Here is a 16,329-nt window from a genome sequence, read left to right on the forward strand (position 1 = left end):
GGCGCTGCTGCCGGGCGGGTCTCGCGTGCGGAGTCACCGTAGTCGTGCGTCCAGCCCATACTCCGACGTCTGCCCGTGCGCCAAGGTCGGTAACCGCTTTGGGGGCGGCCAATTGGCCTATGCGCCGGGCATGTGAACGCTCGTCAGGCTGATGTGCGAACCGTCAGCGGTCGGGCTCGGGGTCCTTCAGCCAGTTGATGAGCTCGGTGGAGAAGGCCGTCGGGTCCTCCTCGTGCGGGAAGTGCCCGAGGCCGTCGAACAGCCGCCAGCGGTACGGCGCTTCAACGTACTCGCCCGAACCCGCGGCGCTGCGCGTCCGCATGACCGGGTCGAGCGAGCCGTGCAGGTGCAGGGTCGGCACCCGCACCGGCCGCTTCATCCGCCGGTTGAACTGGTAGCCGTCGGGACGTGCCAGGGAACGCACCATCCACCGGTACGGCTCGATCGAGCAATGTGCCGTGGACGGGATGCAGATGGCCCGGCGGTACACCTCCAGGGCCTCCTCCTCGGGCGGCCGGGGCCCCGACCACTCGCGGATCAGTTCGGCCGCCAGCGCGCCACCGTCCGCCTGGAGTCGCCGCTCCGGGATCCAGGGCCGCTGGAAGCCCCAGATGTGGGATCCGGCGCGGCTCTGCGCGAAGTCGGACAGCATCGCCGAGCGCCAGCGGCGCGGGTGCGGCATCGAGGAGACGACCAGCCGGCGCACCAGCTTGGGCCGCATCACGGCCGCTGTCCAGGCCAGGTAGCCGCCCAGGTCGTGGCCGACGAGGGCGGCGTCCGGCTCGCCGAGCGACCGTACGACGCCGGTGATGTCCAGGGCGAGGTTCGCCGGGTCGTACCCGCGCGGGGTGCGATCGCTGCCGCCGACCCCGCGCAGGTCCATGGCCACCGCGCGGTAGCCGGCGTCGGCGAGCGCGGTCAGCTGGTACCGCCAGGTCCACCAGAACTGCGGGAAGCCGTGCAGCAGCAGCACCAGCGGCCCGTCACCGAGCTCGGCGACGTGGAACCTGGCGCCGTTGGCGGCCACGTCCCGGTGGGTCACCTCCCTGCCACCGGGGATGCCGATCCGGACCGCGGACGCGGCGGTGGGCGGAGTGCTGGGATCGGGGGCGGTCGCTGTCATGACGACGAGCGTGCCACACCCACGGCCTTGTCACTGACCGGCCGCGGGTGCGGCTTGACCGTCTGGATCACTGCCGCGGTCTGCTTGACCGAGGCGATGGTCTTCTCCGGCGGCTTGACCTTCTTGAACTTGGCGACGGCGATCCACCCGAGCAGGCCCGCGATCAGCAGGAACGCGACGCCCACGATGAGGAAGGACCAGGCGAGACCGAGCCCGAGGTTGTGGATGCCGTAGGCGGCCGCGAAGCTCAGCACGGGAAGGGAGAACAGGGCCAGGGTGCCCGCGACGGCGAACGCCGTGCCGCCGACGCCCACCCGCCTGGCGTCCTCGCGGAGCTCGGCCTTGGCGAGGGCGATCTCGTCGTGCACCAGGGCGGACATCTCGGCCGTGGCCGAGGCGACCAGCTGCCCGAGCGTGCGCTCGGCGCCCTGCGCCCCTTGGTCCGTTGCGCTCATCGCACTCTCCTCATGTCTTCGCGTCCTGTCGTCACTCAGATCATGCCGGACGAGTGCTGTCGGTGCTGGACCCGGCCGCTGCTTCGGCCCGGCGGCGGTGCTCGGCCGCCTTCTCCTCGTAGATCTTCGCCATCCGGAGGTGGAACTCCGGGGTGTGCTCCTCGTAGATGTCCGGGATGCCGTCGAGGTCGTCGTCGCGTTCCTCCGCCTCGGTCAGGGCACGGTACTTGCGGTCGCGGAGCTTGAGCAGGGCGCAGGCGATGACCGCGGCGATCAGCGAGCCGATCAGGACGGCGGCCTTGACCTCGTCGGTGAGTACGGCGTCACCCGCGAAGGCGAGTTCACCGATCAGGAGGGAGACGGTGAAGCCGATGCCGGCGAGGGAGGCGACGGCGAAGACGTCCGGCCAGGCGAGGTCCTCGTTGAGCGACGCTCTCGTGAAGCGGGCGGCCAGCCAGGTGCCGCCGAAGATGCCGATGGTCTTGCCGACGACCAGGCCGAGGACCACACCGAGGGTCTCGGGGCGGGTGAAGACCTGGGTGATCGCCTCGTCGGAGAGGGAGACGCCAGCGGAGAACAGGGCGAAGAGCGGTACGGCGAGACCGGCGGAAACGGGCCGGACGAGGTGTTCGATGTGCTCGCCGGGGGAGTGCTCCTCACCCTCCTTGCGGCTGCAGCGGAGCATCAGGCCCATGGCGACGCCGGCGATGGTGGCGTGGACCCCGCTGTTGTACATCAGGCCCCAGATGACCAGGGCGAGCGGGACGTAGACGTACCAGCCGCGGACGCCCTTGTGGAGCAGGAACCAGAAGATGACGAGGCCGACCACGGCGCCGCCGAGCGCCAGGAAGTCGATCGTCTCGGTGAAGAACACCGCGATGATGATGATGGCGAAGAGGTCGTCCACCACGGCCAGGGTGAGCAGGAAGGCGCGCAGTGCGGACGGCAGCGAGGTGCCGATGACCGCGAGGACGGCGAGTGCGAAGGCGATGTCGGTGGCGGTCGGGACCGCCCAGCCGGCCAGGGAGCCGCCCGCGGTCTGGTTGACCAGTACGTAGACGAGCGCCGGGGCGGCCATGCCGCAGACCGCGGCGATCACCGGGAGGGCGGCCGCCTTGGGGTCGCGGAGGTCGCCCGCGACGAGCTCGCGCTTGAGCTCGATACCGGCCACGAAGAAGAAGACGGCGAGCAGGCCGTCGGCGGCCCAGTGCTGGACCGACAGGTCCAGGCCGAGGGCGGCGGGGCCGAAGTGGAAGTCGCGGACGGTGAGGTAGCTGTTGCTGATGCCTGGGGTGTTCGCCCAGATCAGGGCGGCGACCGCGGCCACCAGGAGGAGCACGCCGCCGACGGTCTCGGCGCGCAGGGCGTCGGCCACGAACCTGCGCTCGGGCAGCGAGAGTCTGCCGAGAAACTTGTGGTTCTTGTTGTCGGTGGGGCTGGGCGCGGCCACAGTGGGCACCTCCGGTCGGTCGATGGGCAGGCCAAACGCTGTTGCCGACCAGACTTCCCGGCACACCTTTTAAGTATTTACGTTCTCAATACTTTACAGGGTGTAGCGCGGAGTCGTGCGTTGATCACACTTTAAGCGGGAAAGGGGCATCCGGCGCACTGTGCGCCGGATGCCCCTTTCCTGTGATGGGTCTGAGGGTCAGTCCTCGGTGGTCGCGGAGGGCAGCTTGGACTGGATGAGATCCATGACCGAGGAGTCGGTCAGGGTGGTGACGTCGCCAAGCTCCCGGTTCTCGGCCACGTCGCGCAGAAGACGGCGCATGATCTTGCCGGACCGGGTCTTGGGCAGCTCGGCGACCGGGAGGATGCGCTTGGGCTTGGCGATCGGCCCGAGGGTGGCGCCGACGTGGTTGCGCAGGTCGGCGACGAGCGAGTCGTTCTCGGAGGCGCTGCCGCGCAGGATCACGAACGCGACGATCGCCTGGCCGGTGGTCTCGTCGGCGGCGCCGACCACGGCCGCCTCGGCGACCGACGGGTGCGAGACCAGGGCCGACTCGACCTCGGTGGTCGAGATGTTGTGGCCGGACACCAGCATCACGTCGTCGACCCGGCCGAGCAGCCAGATGTCGCCGTCGTCGTCCTTCTTGGCGCCGTCGCCGGCGAAGTACTTGCCCTCGAAGCGCGACCAGTAGGTGTCGATGAAGCGCTGGTCGTCACCCCAGATGGTGCGCAGCATGGACGGCCACGGCTCGGTCAGCACCAGGTAGCCGCCCCCGCCGTTGGGTACCTCGCGGGCGTCGTCGTCCACCACGGTGGCGGAGATTCCGGGGAGCGGGCGCTGCGCGGAGCCCGGCTTGGTCTCCGTCACGCCGGGCAGCGGGGAGATCATCATGGCGCCGGTCTCGGTCTGCCACCAGGTGTCCACGATGGGACAGCGGTCGCCGCCGATGTGCTTGCGGTACCAGATCCACGCCTCGGGGTTGATGGGCTCGCCGACGGAGCCCAGCACGCGCAGCGAGGACAGGTCGAACTTGGCGGGGATGTCGTCGCCCCACTTCATGAACGTCCGGATGGCCGTGGGCGCGGTGTAGAGGATGGTGACGCCGTACTTCTGCACGACCTCCCAGAACCGGCCCTGGTGCGGGGTGTCCGGGGTGCCCTCGTACATGACCTGGGTGGCGCCGTTGGCGAGCGGGCCGTAGACGATGTACGAGTGGCCGGTCACCCAGCCGATGTCCGCCGTGCACCAGTAGACGTCGGTCTCCGGCTTGAGGTCGAACACGGCGTGGTGGGTGTACGCCGCCTGGGTGAGGTAGCCGCCGGAGGTGTGCAGGATGCCCTTCGGCTTACCCGTCGTGCCGGACGTGTACAGGATGAAGAGCGGGTGCTCGGCCCCGAACGCCTGCGGCGAGTGCTCGGTGGACTGGCGGCCGACGAGCTCGTGCCACCAGATGTCGCGGCCCTCGGTGAACTCGGTCTCCTGGCCGGTGCGCTGCACCACGAGCACGTTCTTGACCTGCGGGCACCTGGCGACGGCCTCGTCGATGGCCGGCTTGAGGGCACTCGGCTTGCCGCGCCGGTAGCCGCCGTCGGCGGTGATGACCAGCTTGGCGTCGGCGTCCTGGATGCGGGAGGCGACGGCGTCGGCGGAGAAGCCGCCGAAGACGACCGAGTGGGCGGCGCCGACGCGGGCGCAGGCCAGCATCGCGATGACGGCCTCGGGGATCATCGGCAGGTAGACGGCGACCCGGTCGCCGGCCTGTACGCCGAGTTCGGTGAGGGCGTTCGCGGCCCGCGAGACCTCGTCCTTGAGCTGCCCGTAGGTGATCGCGCGGCTGTCGCCGGGCTCGCCCTCGAAGTGGATGGCGACCCGGTCGCCGTGGCCGGCCTCGACGTGCCGGTCGACGCAGTTGTAGGCGACGTTCAGCGTGCCGTCCGCGAACCACTTGGCGAAGGGCGGGTTGGTCCAGTCGAGCGTCTCGGTCGGCTCGGTGGCCCAGGTCAGCCGCCGGGCCTGCGCGGCCCAGAAGCCCAGCCTGTCGGCGTCCGCCTGCTCGTACGCCTGCGCTGTGACATTCGCGGCGGCGGCGAGCGCGGCGGGCGGCGCGAATCGCCGCTCCTCCTTCAAGAGGTTGGCCAGGCTTTCGTTGCTCACGACATCTCCCTTTCCCAGGGTGTCCGTTGTGTCCCCGGGCATAGCTCATCAGGCGGACGCCCGGGTGACAAGGGGTAACCGGAAAATTGGTTTAGACCTATAGTCCGGGCGGCCGAATCGATGCTGGTTATCGCACCCCAGGACACCTGAACACGCTGCCCGGGGACGCGGGACGGCCCCTTCCCGCTGCAGGGTGCAGGAAGGGGCCACACGGTGGCACGGATCAGGGAGCGTACCGGTTCAGGCCGATTCAGACGGATGCCCCGGCCGGCTCCGGTGACTCCCGCAGGTCCGCGGGCGTCACACTGTCGAAGACCTGGCAGTCGTAGAAGTCCTGCCCCTCGGACAGCAGGTAGGCCTGGGCCTCACCCACGTGGAAGTACATCCCGTGGAGCTCCAGCGTGCCCTCGGCCAGCCGTCGCGCCACTGCCTCGTGCGCCCGCAGGTGCTCCAGCTGCTGGACGACGTTGGTCAGGCACAGCTGCTCCACCGCGTCCGCCGGCAGCCGGCCGGAGATCCGCGCCCACGCGTGGTGCCGGCTGGCCATCCGCTCCACGCTCGGCCGCCCGTGCCGCAGCCAGCGGCTCAGCGGGGTCATCGGCATCCCGGGGGAGGTGTTGAGCAGCGCCTGCATCGCCCCGCAGCCGGAGTGCCCGCACACGGTGATGCTGTCCACCCTGAGCACGTCCACGGCGTACTCGATGGCGGCCGCCACCGAGTCGTCCCCGTACTCGGCGCCGGGGAGGGGGACCAGGTTGCCGACGTTGCGGACGGTGAACAGGTCACCGGGCCCACTGGACGTGATCATGCTGGTGACCAGCCGGGAGTCGGCGCAGGTCAGGAAGAGCTGGGAGGGGCGCTGCCCCTCGCGAGCCAGTCTGGCCAGTTCGTTGCGGACCCGCGGGGCGGTGTCCCGCTGGAACGTGCTGATCCCGCTGGCCAGCCGGCCCCCGCCGCTCGGTGCCTCGGCGGCCGGTTCGGCCGGGCGCTGGTCGCAGTGGTTCTGCCAGGGTGTCCAGGGCCGGCAGCACTGGTGTGTCCCGCGCGGTCCCGGGGTCGGGTGCTCGCCCGTCCGGGCCACGGCCCGGCCACCCGTCACCTCCACCGAACCGCCGTGCGCCACATGGGAGTCCTGCCAGTCCTGCAGGGTCTCGTACGCCGCGTGGTCCATGAACGAGCCGTCCAGCTCGATCACCGTGTGCGTCTGGTGCGGGATCTGCCCCAGCACCCGGCTCAGCCGGGGCACCGCCAGGAAGGTCAGCTGCCCGCGCGCCCGCACCCGGTGCACGCCTTCGGTCTCGTCCAGGGTGATCCGGGTCCGGGCCAGCCGGCGCAGGGACACCGCCACCGCGACCGCGATGCCGATCGCCACCCCTTCCAGCACTCCGCCCAGCACCACGGCCACCACCGTGGTCACGTAGACCAGGAACTCGCGGTGCCGGGTGACGCTCCGCATGTGCGTGATGTTGACCATCTGGATGCCGACCGCCATCACCAGAGCGGCCAGAGCGGCCAGCGGGATGAGGTCCAGCACCGGAACCAGCAGCGCGGCCGCGAGCACGATCCACAGGCCGTGCATCATCGACGACCGCCGGGTGACGGCTCCGGACTTGACGTTGGCCACGCTGCGCACCGCCACACCGGTGACGGGCAGGCCGCCGAGCGCGCCGGACACGATGTTCGCCGCGCCCTGACCGCGCAGTTCGCGGTCGAGGTCGGCGCGCGGCGGGCGGTTCTCCACCCCGCGTTCGGTCGCGATCAGCTTGTCGGTGGCCACGGAGGACAGCAGTGACTCCACGCTGCCGACGAGTGTGATCGTCAGGACGGCCGCGATGATGCCCAGGACCGGGCCCTCGGGCAGTTCGGGCAGGGCGTGGCTGCTCCAGGAGGGCAGGTCCACCCGGGGCAGGCTGAGCCCGGCGGCAGCGGCGAGGGCGGTGGCCGCCGCCACGGCGGCGAGGGCGGGCGGCACCCGGCCCAGCAGCCGCCCGGCCCGGCCCGGCAGCCGCGGCCAGGCGAGCAGGACGACCAGGGTCAGGGCGCTGATGCCGAGTGCCGCCGGATGCGGATCGGCCAACTGGCTCGGCAGCCCGAGGACGTTGGCCACGGGTGAGCTCTGCGGGGTGCCGCCGAGCACGATGTGCAGCTGGGCGAGAGCGATGGTCACGCCGATGCCCGCGAGCATGCCGTGCACGATGGCCGGGCTGACCATCAGCGCGGACCGGGCTGTGCGCAGCAGCGCGAGCCCCAGCTGGCAGACGCCGGCGAGCACGGTGATGGCGCAGGTCGTGCGCCATCCGTAACGCTGGATCAACTCGGCCGTGACGACGGTGAGTCCGGCGGCGGGGCCGCTCACCTGGAGCGGTGCGCCGCCGAATCGCCCGGCGACGATCCCGCCGGCCGCCGCGGCCACCAGCCCCGCCTGGAGCGGTGCGCCGGTGGCCAGGGCGATGCCGAGCGAGAGCGGCAAGGCGATCAGAAAGACGGTCAGGGATGCGGAGAGGTCCGCGGTGCGGGGGTTGGCCATAGGTCCCGTCTCCTCTGGACATGGAGGGTGAAGCGGCGGGAGTCTCAACACTCGGTAAATGGATGGTAATGGAGAGTAAAGAGGATTGCTGGACAAAACGGGCAAATGGCCTACAGGTTCCCTCGCGGGGGTGAATAAGCATTTTGTCCGGCTTGTCACACATTCCTTGAAGACGCCTGCGTGGGACGTTGCGCGCGGAAGCAGCGTCAGCGAGGAGAGGTGGGCGAATGACGGCCGCCAAGAAGAAGATCGCCGGCAGTCTGGTCGCCGCGGCCCTGGTCCTGGGCGTCGCCGGATGCAGTTCGGAGGAACCGGGCAGAGACCGGGGGGCCGGCCGGAACGGCCCGAAGCAGGGCGCCGCGGCCCCGGAGGCGCCGGGCAGGGTGCTGCGGCTGATCGGCGACGGGTCGACCTCGTACACCGGCCCGCAGCCGAACGTGCGGAAGGCGGAGAAGCTCAAGCCCGGCGAAACGCCACCGCAGTTCGTGGTGTTCTCCTGGGACGGCGCGGGGGAGGACAGCCAGAAGCTCTTCTCGCACTTCCGCCGGGTGGGCAAGGAGCACAACGCCCGGATGACGTACTTCCTCAGCGGGGTGTACATGCTTCCGGAGGAGAAGCGTGAGCTCTACACCGGCCCGCAGCACGCCCCCGGCCGTTCCGACATCGGCTTCGGTGACCTCGAGGGCATCCGGGCCACGGCCACCCAGATCCGCGAGGCCTGGCTGGAGGGCAACGAGATCGGCACCCACTTCAACGGCCACTTCTGCGGACCCGAGGGCGGGGTCGGCACCTGGTCGGTCGAGGAGTGGCAGAGCGAGATCCGGCAGGCCAAGTCCTTCGTCAAGAACTGGAAGAGCAACTCCGGGCTCCAGCAGGAGAAGGCCCTCCCGTTCGACTACGACAAGGAGCTCATCGGCGCCCGCACCCCCTGTCTCGAAGGCCAGAAGAACTTCATGCTCACGGCCCAGAAGCTGGGCTTCCGCTATGACTCCAGCGGCATCAGCAAGCAGAAGTGGCCCAAGAAGACGGACGGGCTGTGGGACATCCCGCTGCAGCTGGTCCCCATCCCCGGGCGGGCCATCGAGACGCTGAGCATGGACTACAACTTCATGGTGAACCAGTCGGGCACCACCTCCCAGGGAGACCCCTCGCAGCACGCCTACTGGGGCAACCAGCTGCGCGACGGACTGGTCCAGGCGTTCGACCGCGCCTACCGCGGCAACCGCGCACCGCTGATCATCGGGAACCACTTCGAATCCTGGAACGGCGGCACCTACATGCGCGCCATCGAGGAGACCATCAAGTTCGTCTGCGTCCAGAAGGACGTCCGCTGCGTGCCCTTCCGCGAACTCGTGGACTGGCTGGACGCCCAGGACCCCAAGCACGTCGACTGGATGCGGACGCTCGACGTCGGCGAGGCGCCGAAGGAAGGATGGGCCAGGTTCCTGACCGCCGGACCGGCGCCGTCACGGGCACCGGCCGCTCCCCCGGCGCCCGCGGGGGTCACGCCGGCTGATGGGCAGGAACAGGAAGGGGAGTAGCCGTCCGCTGCTCGCCCAGGACGAACCCGGGGTCGATCTGCGCCGCCAGGTCGGCCCCGGTCTTGGCATTGCCCCAGCTCTCGGCGTTCCGCAGGTGGAAGTGCACCATCTGCTCGGTGTACCGGGCCCAGTCGCGCTCGGCGTAGGAGGCGTCGGCCACCTCCCGCAGCAGCCGCAGAGCGGTCCGGTTCTCCGCCTCCAGCAGCCCGAACGGCCGCGGCCGGCCCTTCTCCATCGCGCGCACCCAGTCCGAGTGGCCGACGGTGGCGAGGAGGTCCGCGCCGGTCTCCGCCCGCAGGAACTCGATGTCGTCCGGACCCTGCACCTTGTTGCCGACGACCTTCAGGGCCACCCCAAAGTCCCGCGCGTACTCCTTGTACTGGCGGTAGACGGAGACTCCCTTGAGGGTCGGCTCGGCGACCAGGAAGGTCATGTCGAACCGGGTGAACATGCCGGAGGCGAACGAGTCCGAACCCGCCGTCATGTCGACCACCACGTACTCGTCCGGGCCGTCGACCAGGTGGTTGAGGCAGAGCTCGACCGCGCCGACCTTCGAGTGGTAGCAGGCCACGCCCAGGTCCGACTCGGTGAACGGCCCGGTCGCCATCAGCCGCACCGGGTTGCCGCCGCCGGCCCCGCCGGCTTCGTGGGCCCCGTGGGTCCCGTGGGTCCCATGGGTTTCGTGGGTCCCGTCCAGGACGACCGGGCGGGCGCAGGCCTCGTAGACCGGATTGTCCTCGCACACCCGCAGCAGCCGGGAGCCGCTGCCCGGAGGCGTGGTCTTGATCATCGTCTCCGCGGAGGCGATGCGCGGGTTGGTGCCGCGCAGGTACTCCTTGATCAGAGGTAGGTGCGCCCCCATGGCGGGCAGCGCGGCGGCCTCCTGCTCGGTGAGTCCGAGGGCGGCCCCGAGGTGCTGGTTGATGTCGGCGTCCACCGCGACGACCGGGGCTCCACTGGCGGCGAGGTGGCGGATGAAGAGGGAGGACAGCGTGGTCTTGCCGCTGCCGCCCTTTCCCACGAAAGCGATCTTCATGTTCACCTAGCGTAGTGCGATGACTGCGCTTCGTGGTCGAAGTGAGTGAAGAAGACCACTCGAAGGTGGTGTCGGTGCTAGGGGTGCACAGTGCGTAGGCTCCCTACTTATGAGTACGTCAGCCGATCCGCTCGCCGCCCTCGCGGGCCTGCCGGGCGTGCCCGAGTCCGTGGAGTCCGTACGCAAGGCCGTGGACCGGGTCTACGGCCACCGCGTGATGCGCCGCCGCAGCACGGAGGTCTCCTCCGAGGCGGCGCTGCGCGGGGCGCGGGGCAGTGCGGCGCTGTCGGGTGCGGACTGGGCGCTGGAGGAGGTCCGGCGGCGGACCGACTTCGGTTCCGAGGACGAGGCCCGGACGGTCGGTGCGGCGCTGCGCCTGACCGCCGAGGCGGGTCAGCTGCTGAGCATCTGGCGGCAGTCGCCGCTCCGGGTGCTGGCCCGGCTGCACCTGGTGGCGGCGGGTTCCGCGGTGCCCGGCGACACGGTGGGCCGGCCGAGGCTCCCGGGCGAGCCGGTGGACGAGCCGCTGGTCGAGCTGCCGCTGCCGAGCGCGCAGGAGGTGGCGGGCCGGCTGGAGGGTCTCTCGCAGCTGGTGATCGCCGGCGGGTCGGCTCCGGCGCTGGTCACGGCCGCCGTGGTGCACGGTGAACTGATGGCGCTGAGGCCGTTCGGCTCGTACAACGGGGTGGTGGCGCGGGCCGCCGAACGGATCGTGCTGATCAACAGCGGTCTGGACCCGAAGGCGATCTGCCCGGCCGAGGTCGGCCACGCGGAGCTGGGCCGGGCGGCGTACCTGGCGGCCCTGGACGGCTATGCGTCCGGCACTCCCAAGGGCGTGGCGGCCTGGATCGCGCACTGCGGGAAGGCGGTCGAGCTCGGGGTGCGGGAGTCCACGGCGGTGTGCGAGGCGCTCCAGCGCGGCGCGGCCTGAGGGCGCGCCCGTCCGGGCGGGGGTCCTTCGGGCGGCGTACCTCCCGACAACGGGTTGCGGCGACACCGGTACTGCTCGTGGTGTCGCCGCTGGCATTCGCGCCCAGTTACCAAGCGTCCTCGATACTTGCCCATCAGGTCGGGATCTCTGCCCGGTTACCTGGTGCGGCTGGCCCGTAATCGACGGGTCGACGTCGCGTGGGTGCCAAGCGTTCCTGCATTCGGTCCGTGGGCCTTTGCTGCGTTCTAAAGATGATCCTCTCGGATGTTCTTCGGTCTCGCGGGCCGTGAATCCTTTGTACCTCGCTTCGGGGGCAAGTGGTACCCCTAGCCGCACATCTTTACTTTCAGGATTAATCCTGGATGAATCGGACAGTCCGAGTCGTGCCAGGTCGGGAGGGGTGCCGTACGGACCGTCCGGCTGGACGGGACATTCCGGCGGCCGTCCGCCGCGGACGGGTGAACGCGGCGGACGACAGGTGCCATGCGGGTGGCGGCGGTGTCAGGTGAGGGCGTTCGCCCGGCGGCGGCTCGCGTACCAGACGAGCCCGGCGGTGGCCGCTGCCGCGCCGACCGCGGCCGCCGCGACCAGTGCCGGGCGGGCCGGCATCGACAGCGCGGGCAGCCGCTGCTTGAGCCGGACCGGCCGGTTGAACACGAGGACCGGCCACTCCCGGGTGGCGGCCTCCTTGCGCAGCGCCCGGTCCGGATTGACCGCGTGCGGGTGGCCGACGGCCTCCAGCATCGGGACGTCCGTGATCGAGTCGCTGTACGCGTAGCAGCGCGAGAGGTCGTAGCCCTCGGACTCGGCCAGTTCGCGCACGGCCTCCGCCTTGGTGGGGCCGTAGGCGTAGTACTCGATCTCGCCGGTGAAGCAGCCGTCCTCGCCGACGACCATGCGGGTCGCCACGACGCGGTCGGCGCCGAGCATCTCGCCGATCGGCTCGACCACCTCGGCTCCGGAGGTCGACACGATCACCACGTCGCGGCCCGCCGTGTGGTGGGCCTCGATCAGGGAGGCGGCCTCGTCGTAGATGATCGGGTCGATGAGGTCGTGCAGGGCTTCGGCGACGATCTCCTTCACCTGCCTTACGTTCCAGCCCTTGCAGAGGGCGGAGAGGTACTCCCTCATCCGCTCCATCTGATCGTGGTCGGCGCCGCCGGCCAGGAAGATGAACTGGGTGTACGCGGTGCGCAGGACCGCCCGCCGGTTGATCAGCCCGCCCTGGTAGAAGGACTTGCTGAACGTCAGTGTGCTCGACTTCGCAATGACCGTCTTGTCCAGGTCGAAGAAGGCTGCAGTGCGAGGCAAGGAGTGCGACAAGGACTGGATTTCCACGAGCCGAGCATATGCGCCCACCATTCGGCGTAAGGTGTGGCGCGTGGGTTTGCCTGAGAAGGCTCTCGGGTACACCATGGAAGTCACGGATCGTTCGCGACCGTGCTAACCCGGTCCGACTCCTCCCCCCCCGAGTCGGCCGTGGGGACGACCCCCGCTCTCCCCCCCGGCGGGGGTCGTCGCATGTCCGGGCACGGTTGACGGCCCGGCCGACGGCTCCAAGAGATCGTTTCCCGGGCCTTCCCGGCCTCCGTGCGCCTGCGCGGCAGCGGACCCCGACACCCCGGATTCGTCACTGTGCGTAGTGGATCTGGAGCGCTCCGGAACTCGCCCGCGAGGGTGATCGAGTTATTCACAGGCTTCTCGCTATCCACAGTTCTTGACCAAGATCCACTTCTTTTCGCGGGGTGCGCCACGGTGATTCCGACCGCGAAGTGCGCGGTCATCGGATTTGCGCGAGAAGGGGGCGGAGATCGTGGCGGGAACGACATCCGGGGAACTGGTGGAACGGCTTGAGTCCGGTTCCGGCAAGCCGCTGATCCTCACCGAGGATCCGGTGCTCCTCGACGACCTGTTGCGGTTGTGTGCAGCCGCAGGCGCCGAGCCGCACGTGTCCCATGCCGTGCCAGAGCAAAGCGAAACGGCTGATTCTGCCGGGGTTGGTGTGGTCAGCGGGATCAGTGGGATCAGTGCGTCCAGTGGTGCTGTTGGTGTCAGCGGGCCCCTTGGGGTCGGGCCGCCGGGCGGTGCGGGGTGGACGGACGCCCCGTTGGTGTTGGTCGGAGAAGACGTCGCCGGGCGGGTGCGCGGAGCACCGCGGCGGAGCGCGGTGTTCCTCGTCGGCAGGGCCGAGGGCCGGGACCGGGACGACCCGGTGGTGTGGCAGCGGGCGGTGGAGATCGGCGCCGAACAGGTGCTGTGGCTGCCGGAGATGGAGAAGTGGCTGGTCGACCGCATCGCGGACGTGGTCGAGGGTGCGGGCCGGCCCGCGCTCACCGTGGGGGTGATCGGCGGCAGCGGCGGGGCGGGGGCGTCCACGCTCGCGTGCGCCCTGGCGATCTCCGCCGCCCGGTCCGGCGAGCGCACCATGCTCATCGACGGGGACCCGTTCGGCGGAGGGCTGGACGTGCTGCTCGGCGGGGAGGGGGCGGAGGGGCTGCGCTGGCCGGACTTCGCCGCTTCGCGCGGCAGGGTGGCGGCCGGAGCCCTGGAGGAGTCCCTCCCCCGACTCCACTCGCTGCGGCTGCTCAGCTGGGACCGGGGGAAACGGGTGCAGGTGCCACCCGCGGCGATGCGCTCGGTGCTGGCCGCGGCCCGGAGGCGCGGCGGGGTGGTGGTGGCCGACCTGCCCCGACGGGTGGACGAGGTGATGGCCGAGGCGCTCGCCCAGATGGACCTGGTGCTGATGGTGGTCCCGGTCGAGCTGCGTTCGGTGGCCGCCGCGAGCAGGGTCGCGGATGCCCTGGAGGGGGCTGCCCGCGATGTCCGGGTGGTGGTCCGGGCCCGGCTGGAGGGCGAGTTGGATCCGGACGAGGTCGCCGGCCTGCTGAGGCTGCCGCTCGCCGGTGAGATGCCGGTCGAGCTCGGGGTGTCCGAGTGGCTGGCCCGGGGTGAGCCGCCGGGGACCTTCGTCTGGGGGCCGCTGGCCCGGTTCTGCGACGGTTTCTGGCGGCGCGCGCTCGGCGCCGGTCAGGGGGTGCCGGCATGAGCACGGGACTTCTGGACGCGGTGCGGACACGGCTCGCGGAGAGCGGGGCAGACCCGACGCCGGCCCGGGTGGCGGCGGCCCTGCGGGCCCAGGGCCGGCTCCTGGGTGATGCCGAAGTGCTCGGTGCCGCGGCGGAGTTGCGGTCCGAGCTGGTGGGCGCGGGGCCGCTGGAACCGCTGCTCGCGGATCCCGCCGTCACGGACGTGCTGGTGGCGGCTCCGGACCGGGTGTGGGTGGATCGCGGCGGCGGCCTGGAACTGACGGGGGTGACCTTCGCCGATGCGGACGCGGTGCGCCGGCTGGCGCAACGGCTGGCCGCGGTGGCCGGGCGGCGGCTCGACGACGCCCGGCCGTGGGTGGACGCAAGGATGCCGGACGGCACCCGGTTGCACGCGGTACTGCCTCCGGTGGCGGTCGGCTCGGCCTGTCTGTCCCTGCGTGTGGTGCGGCCCCGGGCGTTCACCCTGGACGAGTTGACGGCCGCGGGCACACTGCCGCCGGGCGGCCGCAGGCTGCTCCGGGCGATCGTCGAGGCCCGGCTGTCGTTCCTCGTCTCCGGTGGAACGGGCACCGGGAAGACCACGCTGCTGAGCTGCCTGCTCGGGCTGGTGGGGCCGGGGGAGCGGATCGTGCTCGCCGAGGACTCGGCCGAACTGCGGCCCGATCACCCGCATGTGGTCCGTCTGGAGAGCCGCCCGGCCAATCAGGAGGGGGCGGGCCTGGTCACCCTGGCGGACCTGGTCCGGCAGGCCCTGCGGATGCGGCCCGACCGGCTGGTGGTCGGTGAGGTGCGCGGAGCGGAGGTGGCGGACCTGCTGGCCGCGCTCAACACCGGGCACGAGGGCGGATGCGGCACCGTCCACGCCAATGCGGCGGCCCATGTGCCGGCCCGGCTGGAGGCGCTGGGTACGTCGGCGGGGCTGGACCGGGCCGCTCTGCACAGCCAGTTGGCCGCGGCCCTCGACCTGGTCATCCATGTGGCCCGGGACCGGGGCGGCCGCCGCAGGATCGCCGAGGTGCACGTCCTGGAGCGGGACCGGGCCGGGCTGGTGGTCACGGTGCCGGCGCTGCGCTGGGCGGCACGGGGTTTCGCACGGGAACAGGGCTGGGAGCGGCTCCGCCCGCTGCTCGGGGGCGTGCGGTGAGCGGGCTGTCGGCGGTGCCGTGGTTCACCGCGGTGCTGTGTGCCGGAGCGGCGGTCCGGTTGCTGGCGGGAGGGAGCCGGCCGGCGGGGCGGGCGAGGCTGCTGCTGACCGGGAGCGGGCCGGGGGTTCCGGCGCGGGGTTCGCCGTGGGAGCGGCTGGCGGCCGGACTGTGGTGCGGCGCGGGCCGGTGGTGGCCGGAGTGCGTGTGCCTTGCGGCGGGGCTGGTGGTGGCCCTGGTCGGCCGGTCACCGGTTCCCCTGGTGGTGGGCGCCCTGGCGGTTCCGGTGCTCAGGCGGCGGCTGCGGGCCCGGCGGCTGGCCCGGGAGCGGGACGGGCGGGCGGCTGCGGTGCTGGACCTGTGCGCCGCGGTCGTGGGGGAGTTGCGGGCGGGTGCGCAGCCGGGGCGGGCGCTGGGCGCGGCGATACGGCGGACCGTGGTGCCGGGTGCGGAGGAGTCGGCGGTGCTGGCTGCCGCCGCCTTCGGCGGAGACGTGGCCGGGGCCCTGCGGGAGGCGGCCGGGGAACCGGGTGCGGAGGGGCTGGCCGGCATGGCGGCGTGCTGGCGGGTGTCGGTGGACGGTGGTGCGGGTCTGGCCGCCGGGCTGGAACGGCTGGAGGGCGCATTGCGGGCGGAACGGGACCGGGCGGAGTCGCTCCGGGCCCAGTTGGCGGGCGCCAGGTCGACGACGGTGGTGCTGGCCCTGCTGCCGCTGGTGGGGCTGCTGATCGGTACGGGGCTGGGAGCGGACCCGCTGCGCGTGCTGCTGCACAGCCCGGTGGGAGCGGGGTGCCTGGTGGTGGGTGGAGTGCTGGAGGCGCTGGGGCTGCTGTGGTGCCGCCGGATCGTGCGGGCGGGGGAGGGGTGATGGACGGATCCGGGATCCACAGGCTGGGGACAGTGGTGTGGCTGGTGGCACTGTC

Annotated in this window: 12 protein-coding genes; 5 read left to right on the forward strand and 7 right to left on the reverse strand. The window is 71.4% G+C overall.

The window, feature by feature from the left end; translation table 11 throughout:
• Positions 1 to 163: 163 nt before the first annotated feature.
• From ACGFQ9_RS09260 to ACGFQ9_RS09280, 5 genes are all read right to left on the reverse strand, one after another.
• Complete coding sequence (locus ACGFQ9_RS09260; RefSeq protein WP_393572763.1) at positions 164 to 1,123, reverse strand: alpha/beta fold hydrolase; 960 nt, start codon at positions 1,121 to 1,123, stop codon at positions 164 to 166.
• Entirely contained in the window at positions 1,120 to 1,578 is a 459-nt protein-coding gene (locus ACGFQ9_RS09265; protein ID WP_393572765.1) for a phage holin family protein, read from the reverse strand. The genes ACGFQ9_RS09260 and ACGFQ9_RS09265 overlap by 4 nt, the downstream gene beginning before the upstream one ends.
• Positions 1,579 to 1,618: 40 nt before the next feature.
• Positions 1,619 to 3,028, reverse strand: a complete 1,410-nt coding sequence (gene nhaA, locus ACGFQ9_RS09270; protein WP_393572767.1) for a Na+/H+ antiporter NhaA — start codon at positions 3,026 to 3,028, stop codon at positions 1,619 to 1,621.
• A 198-nt stretch (positions 3,029 to 3,226) separates the two neighbouring features.
• Complete coding sequence (acs, locus tag ACGFQ9_RS09275) at positions 3,227 to 5,224, reverse strand: acetate--CoA ligase (protein WP_393572769.1); 1,998 nt, start codon at positions 5,222 to 5,224, stop codon at positions 3,227 to 3,229.
• 208 nt (positions 5,225 to 5,432) lie between these two features.
• The gene (locus tag ACGFQ9_RS09280) at positions 5,433 to 7,709 is read right to left on the reverse strand and encodes a SulP family inorganic anion transporter (RefSeq protein WP_393572771.1); all 2,277 of its coding nucleotides are present in this window, start codon (positions 7,707 to 7,709) and stop codon (positions 5,433 to 5,435) included.
• A gap of 227 nt (positions 7,710 to 7,936) precedes the next feature.
• On the opposite strand from ACGFQ9_RS09280, the gene ACGFQ9_RS09285 reads away from it, so the two are divergent.
• Positions 7,937 to 9,250, forward strand: a complete 1,314-nt coding sequence (locus tag ACGFQ9_RS09285) for a hypothetical protein (RefSeq protein WP_393572773.1) — start codon at positions 7,937 to 7,939, stop codon at positions 9,248 to 9,250.
• On the opposite strand, the gene ACGFQ9_RS09290 is transcribed toward ACGFQ9_RS09285, so the two are convergent.
• Positions 9,213 to 10,286 carry an ATP-binding protein gene (locus ACGFQ9_RS09290; protein WP_393572775.1) on the reverse strand — a complete coding sequence of 358 codons (1,074 nt, stop codon included), beginning with the start codon at positions 10,284 to 10,286 and terminating at the stop codon, positions 9,213 to 9,215. The two genes, ACGFQ9_RS09285 and ACGFQ9_RS09290, sit on opposite strands and share 38 nt — an antisense overlap.
• A 109-nt stretch (positions 10,287 to 10,395) precedes the next feature.
• On the opposite strand from ACGFQ9_RS09290, the gene ACGFQ9_RS09295 reads away from it, so the two are divergent.
• Complete coding sequence (locus ACGFQ9_RS09295) at positions 10,396 to 11,217, forward strand: oxidoreductase (RefSeq protein WP_393572777.1); 822 nt, start codon at positions 10,396 to 10,398, stop codon at positions 11,215 to 11,217.
• A gap of 501 nt (positions 11,218 to 11,718) precedes the next feature.
• On the opposite strand, the gene ACGFQ9_RS09300 is transcribed toward ACGFQ9_RS09295, so the two are convergent.
• Positions 11,719 to 12,579 carry an HAD family hydrolase gene (locus ACGFQ9_RS09300; protein ID WP_393572779.1) on the reverse strand — a complete coding sequence of 287 codons (861 nt, stop codon included), beginning with the start codon at positions 12,577 to 12,579 and terminating at the stop codon, positions 11,719 to 11,721.
• 451 nt (positions 12,580 to 13,030) lie between these two features.
• Between ACGFQ9_RS09300 and ssd the strand changes: the two genes are divergently transcribed.
• From ssd to ACGFQ9_RS09315, 3 genes are read left to right on the forward strand one after another with little or no spacing between them, the layout of a single operon-like run.
• On the forward strand, positions 13,031 to 14,263 hold the full coding sequence (gene ssd, locus ACGFQ9_RS09305; protein WP_393572781.1) for a septum site-determining protein Ssd: 1,233 nt from the start codon (positions 13,031 to 13,033) through the stop codon (positions 14,261 to 14,263).
• A complete protein-coding gene (locus ACGFQ9_RS09310) occupies positions 14,260 to 15,408 on the forward strand; it encodes a TadA family conjugal transfer-associated ATPase (protein WP_393572783.1) in 1,149 nt (382 codons plus the stop codon). Before ssd ends, ACGFQ9_RS09310 begins: the two co-directional genes overlap by 4 nt.
• Positions 15,405 to 16,274 (forward strand): type II secretion system F family protein, encoded by an 870-nt coding sequence (locus tag ACGFQ9_RS09315; protein WP_393572785.1) that lies wholly within the window; start codon positions 15,405 to 15,407, stop codon positions 16,272 to 16,274. The genes ACGFQ9_RS09310 and ACGFQ9_RS09315 overlap by 4 nt, the downstream gene beginning before the upstream one ends.
• Positions 16,275 to 16,329 lie beyond the last annotated feature (55 nt).

Origin of the sequence: Streptomyces sp. NPDC048603 (genome assembly GCF_043199475.1) — a bacterium.
Taxonomy (GTDB): domain Bacteria; phylum Actinomycetota; class Actinomycetes; order Streptomycetales; family Streptomycetaceae; genus Streptomyces.

Bases quoted from the DNA above. Each gene is read 5' to 3' on its own strand.
- ACGFQ9_RS09260 (WP_393572763.1), bottom strand. From the start codon at position 1,123: ATGACAGCGACCGCCCCCGATCCCAGCACTCCGCCCACCGCCGCGTCC.
- ACGFQ9_RS09265 (WP_393572765.1), bottom strand. From the start codon at position 1,578: ATGAGCGCAACGGACCAAGGGGCGCAGGGCGCCGAGCGCACGCTCGGG.
- acs (WP_393572769.1), bottom strand. From the start codon at position 5,224: ATGCCCGGGGACACAACGGACACCCTGGGAAAGGGAGATGTCGTGAGC.
- ACGFQ9_RS09280 (WP_393572771.1), bottom strand. From the start codon at position 7,709: ATGGCCAACCCCCGCACCGCGGACCTCTCCGCATCCCTGACCGTCTTT.
- ACGFQ9_RS09285 (WP_393572773.1), top strand. From the start codon at position 7,937: ATGACGGCCGCCAAGAAGAAGATCGCCGGCAGTCTGGTCGCCGCGGCC.
- ACGFQ9_RS09290 (WP_393572775.1), bottom strand. From the start codon at position 10,286: ATGAAGATCGCTTTCGTGGGAAAGGGCGGCAGCGGCAAGACCACGCTG.
- ACGFQ9_RS09295 (WP_393572777.1), top strand. From the start codon at position 10,396: ATGAGTACGTCAGCCGATCCGCTCGCCGCCCTCGCGGGCCTGCCGGGC.
- ACGFQ9_RS09300 (WP_393572779.1), bottom strand. From the start codon at position 12,579: ATGGTGGGCGCATATGCTCGGCTCGTGGAAATCCAGTCCTTGTCGCAC.
- ACGFQ9_RS09310 (WP_393572783.1), top strand. From the start codon at position 14,260: ATGAGCACGGGACTTCTGGACGCGGTGCGGACACGGCTCGCGGAGAGC.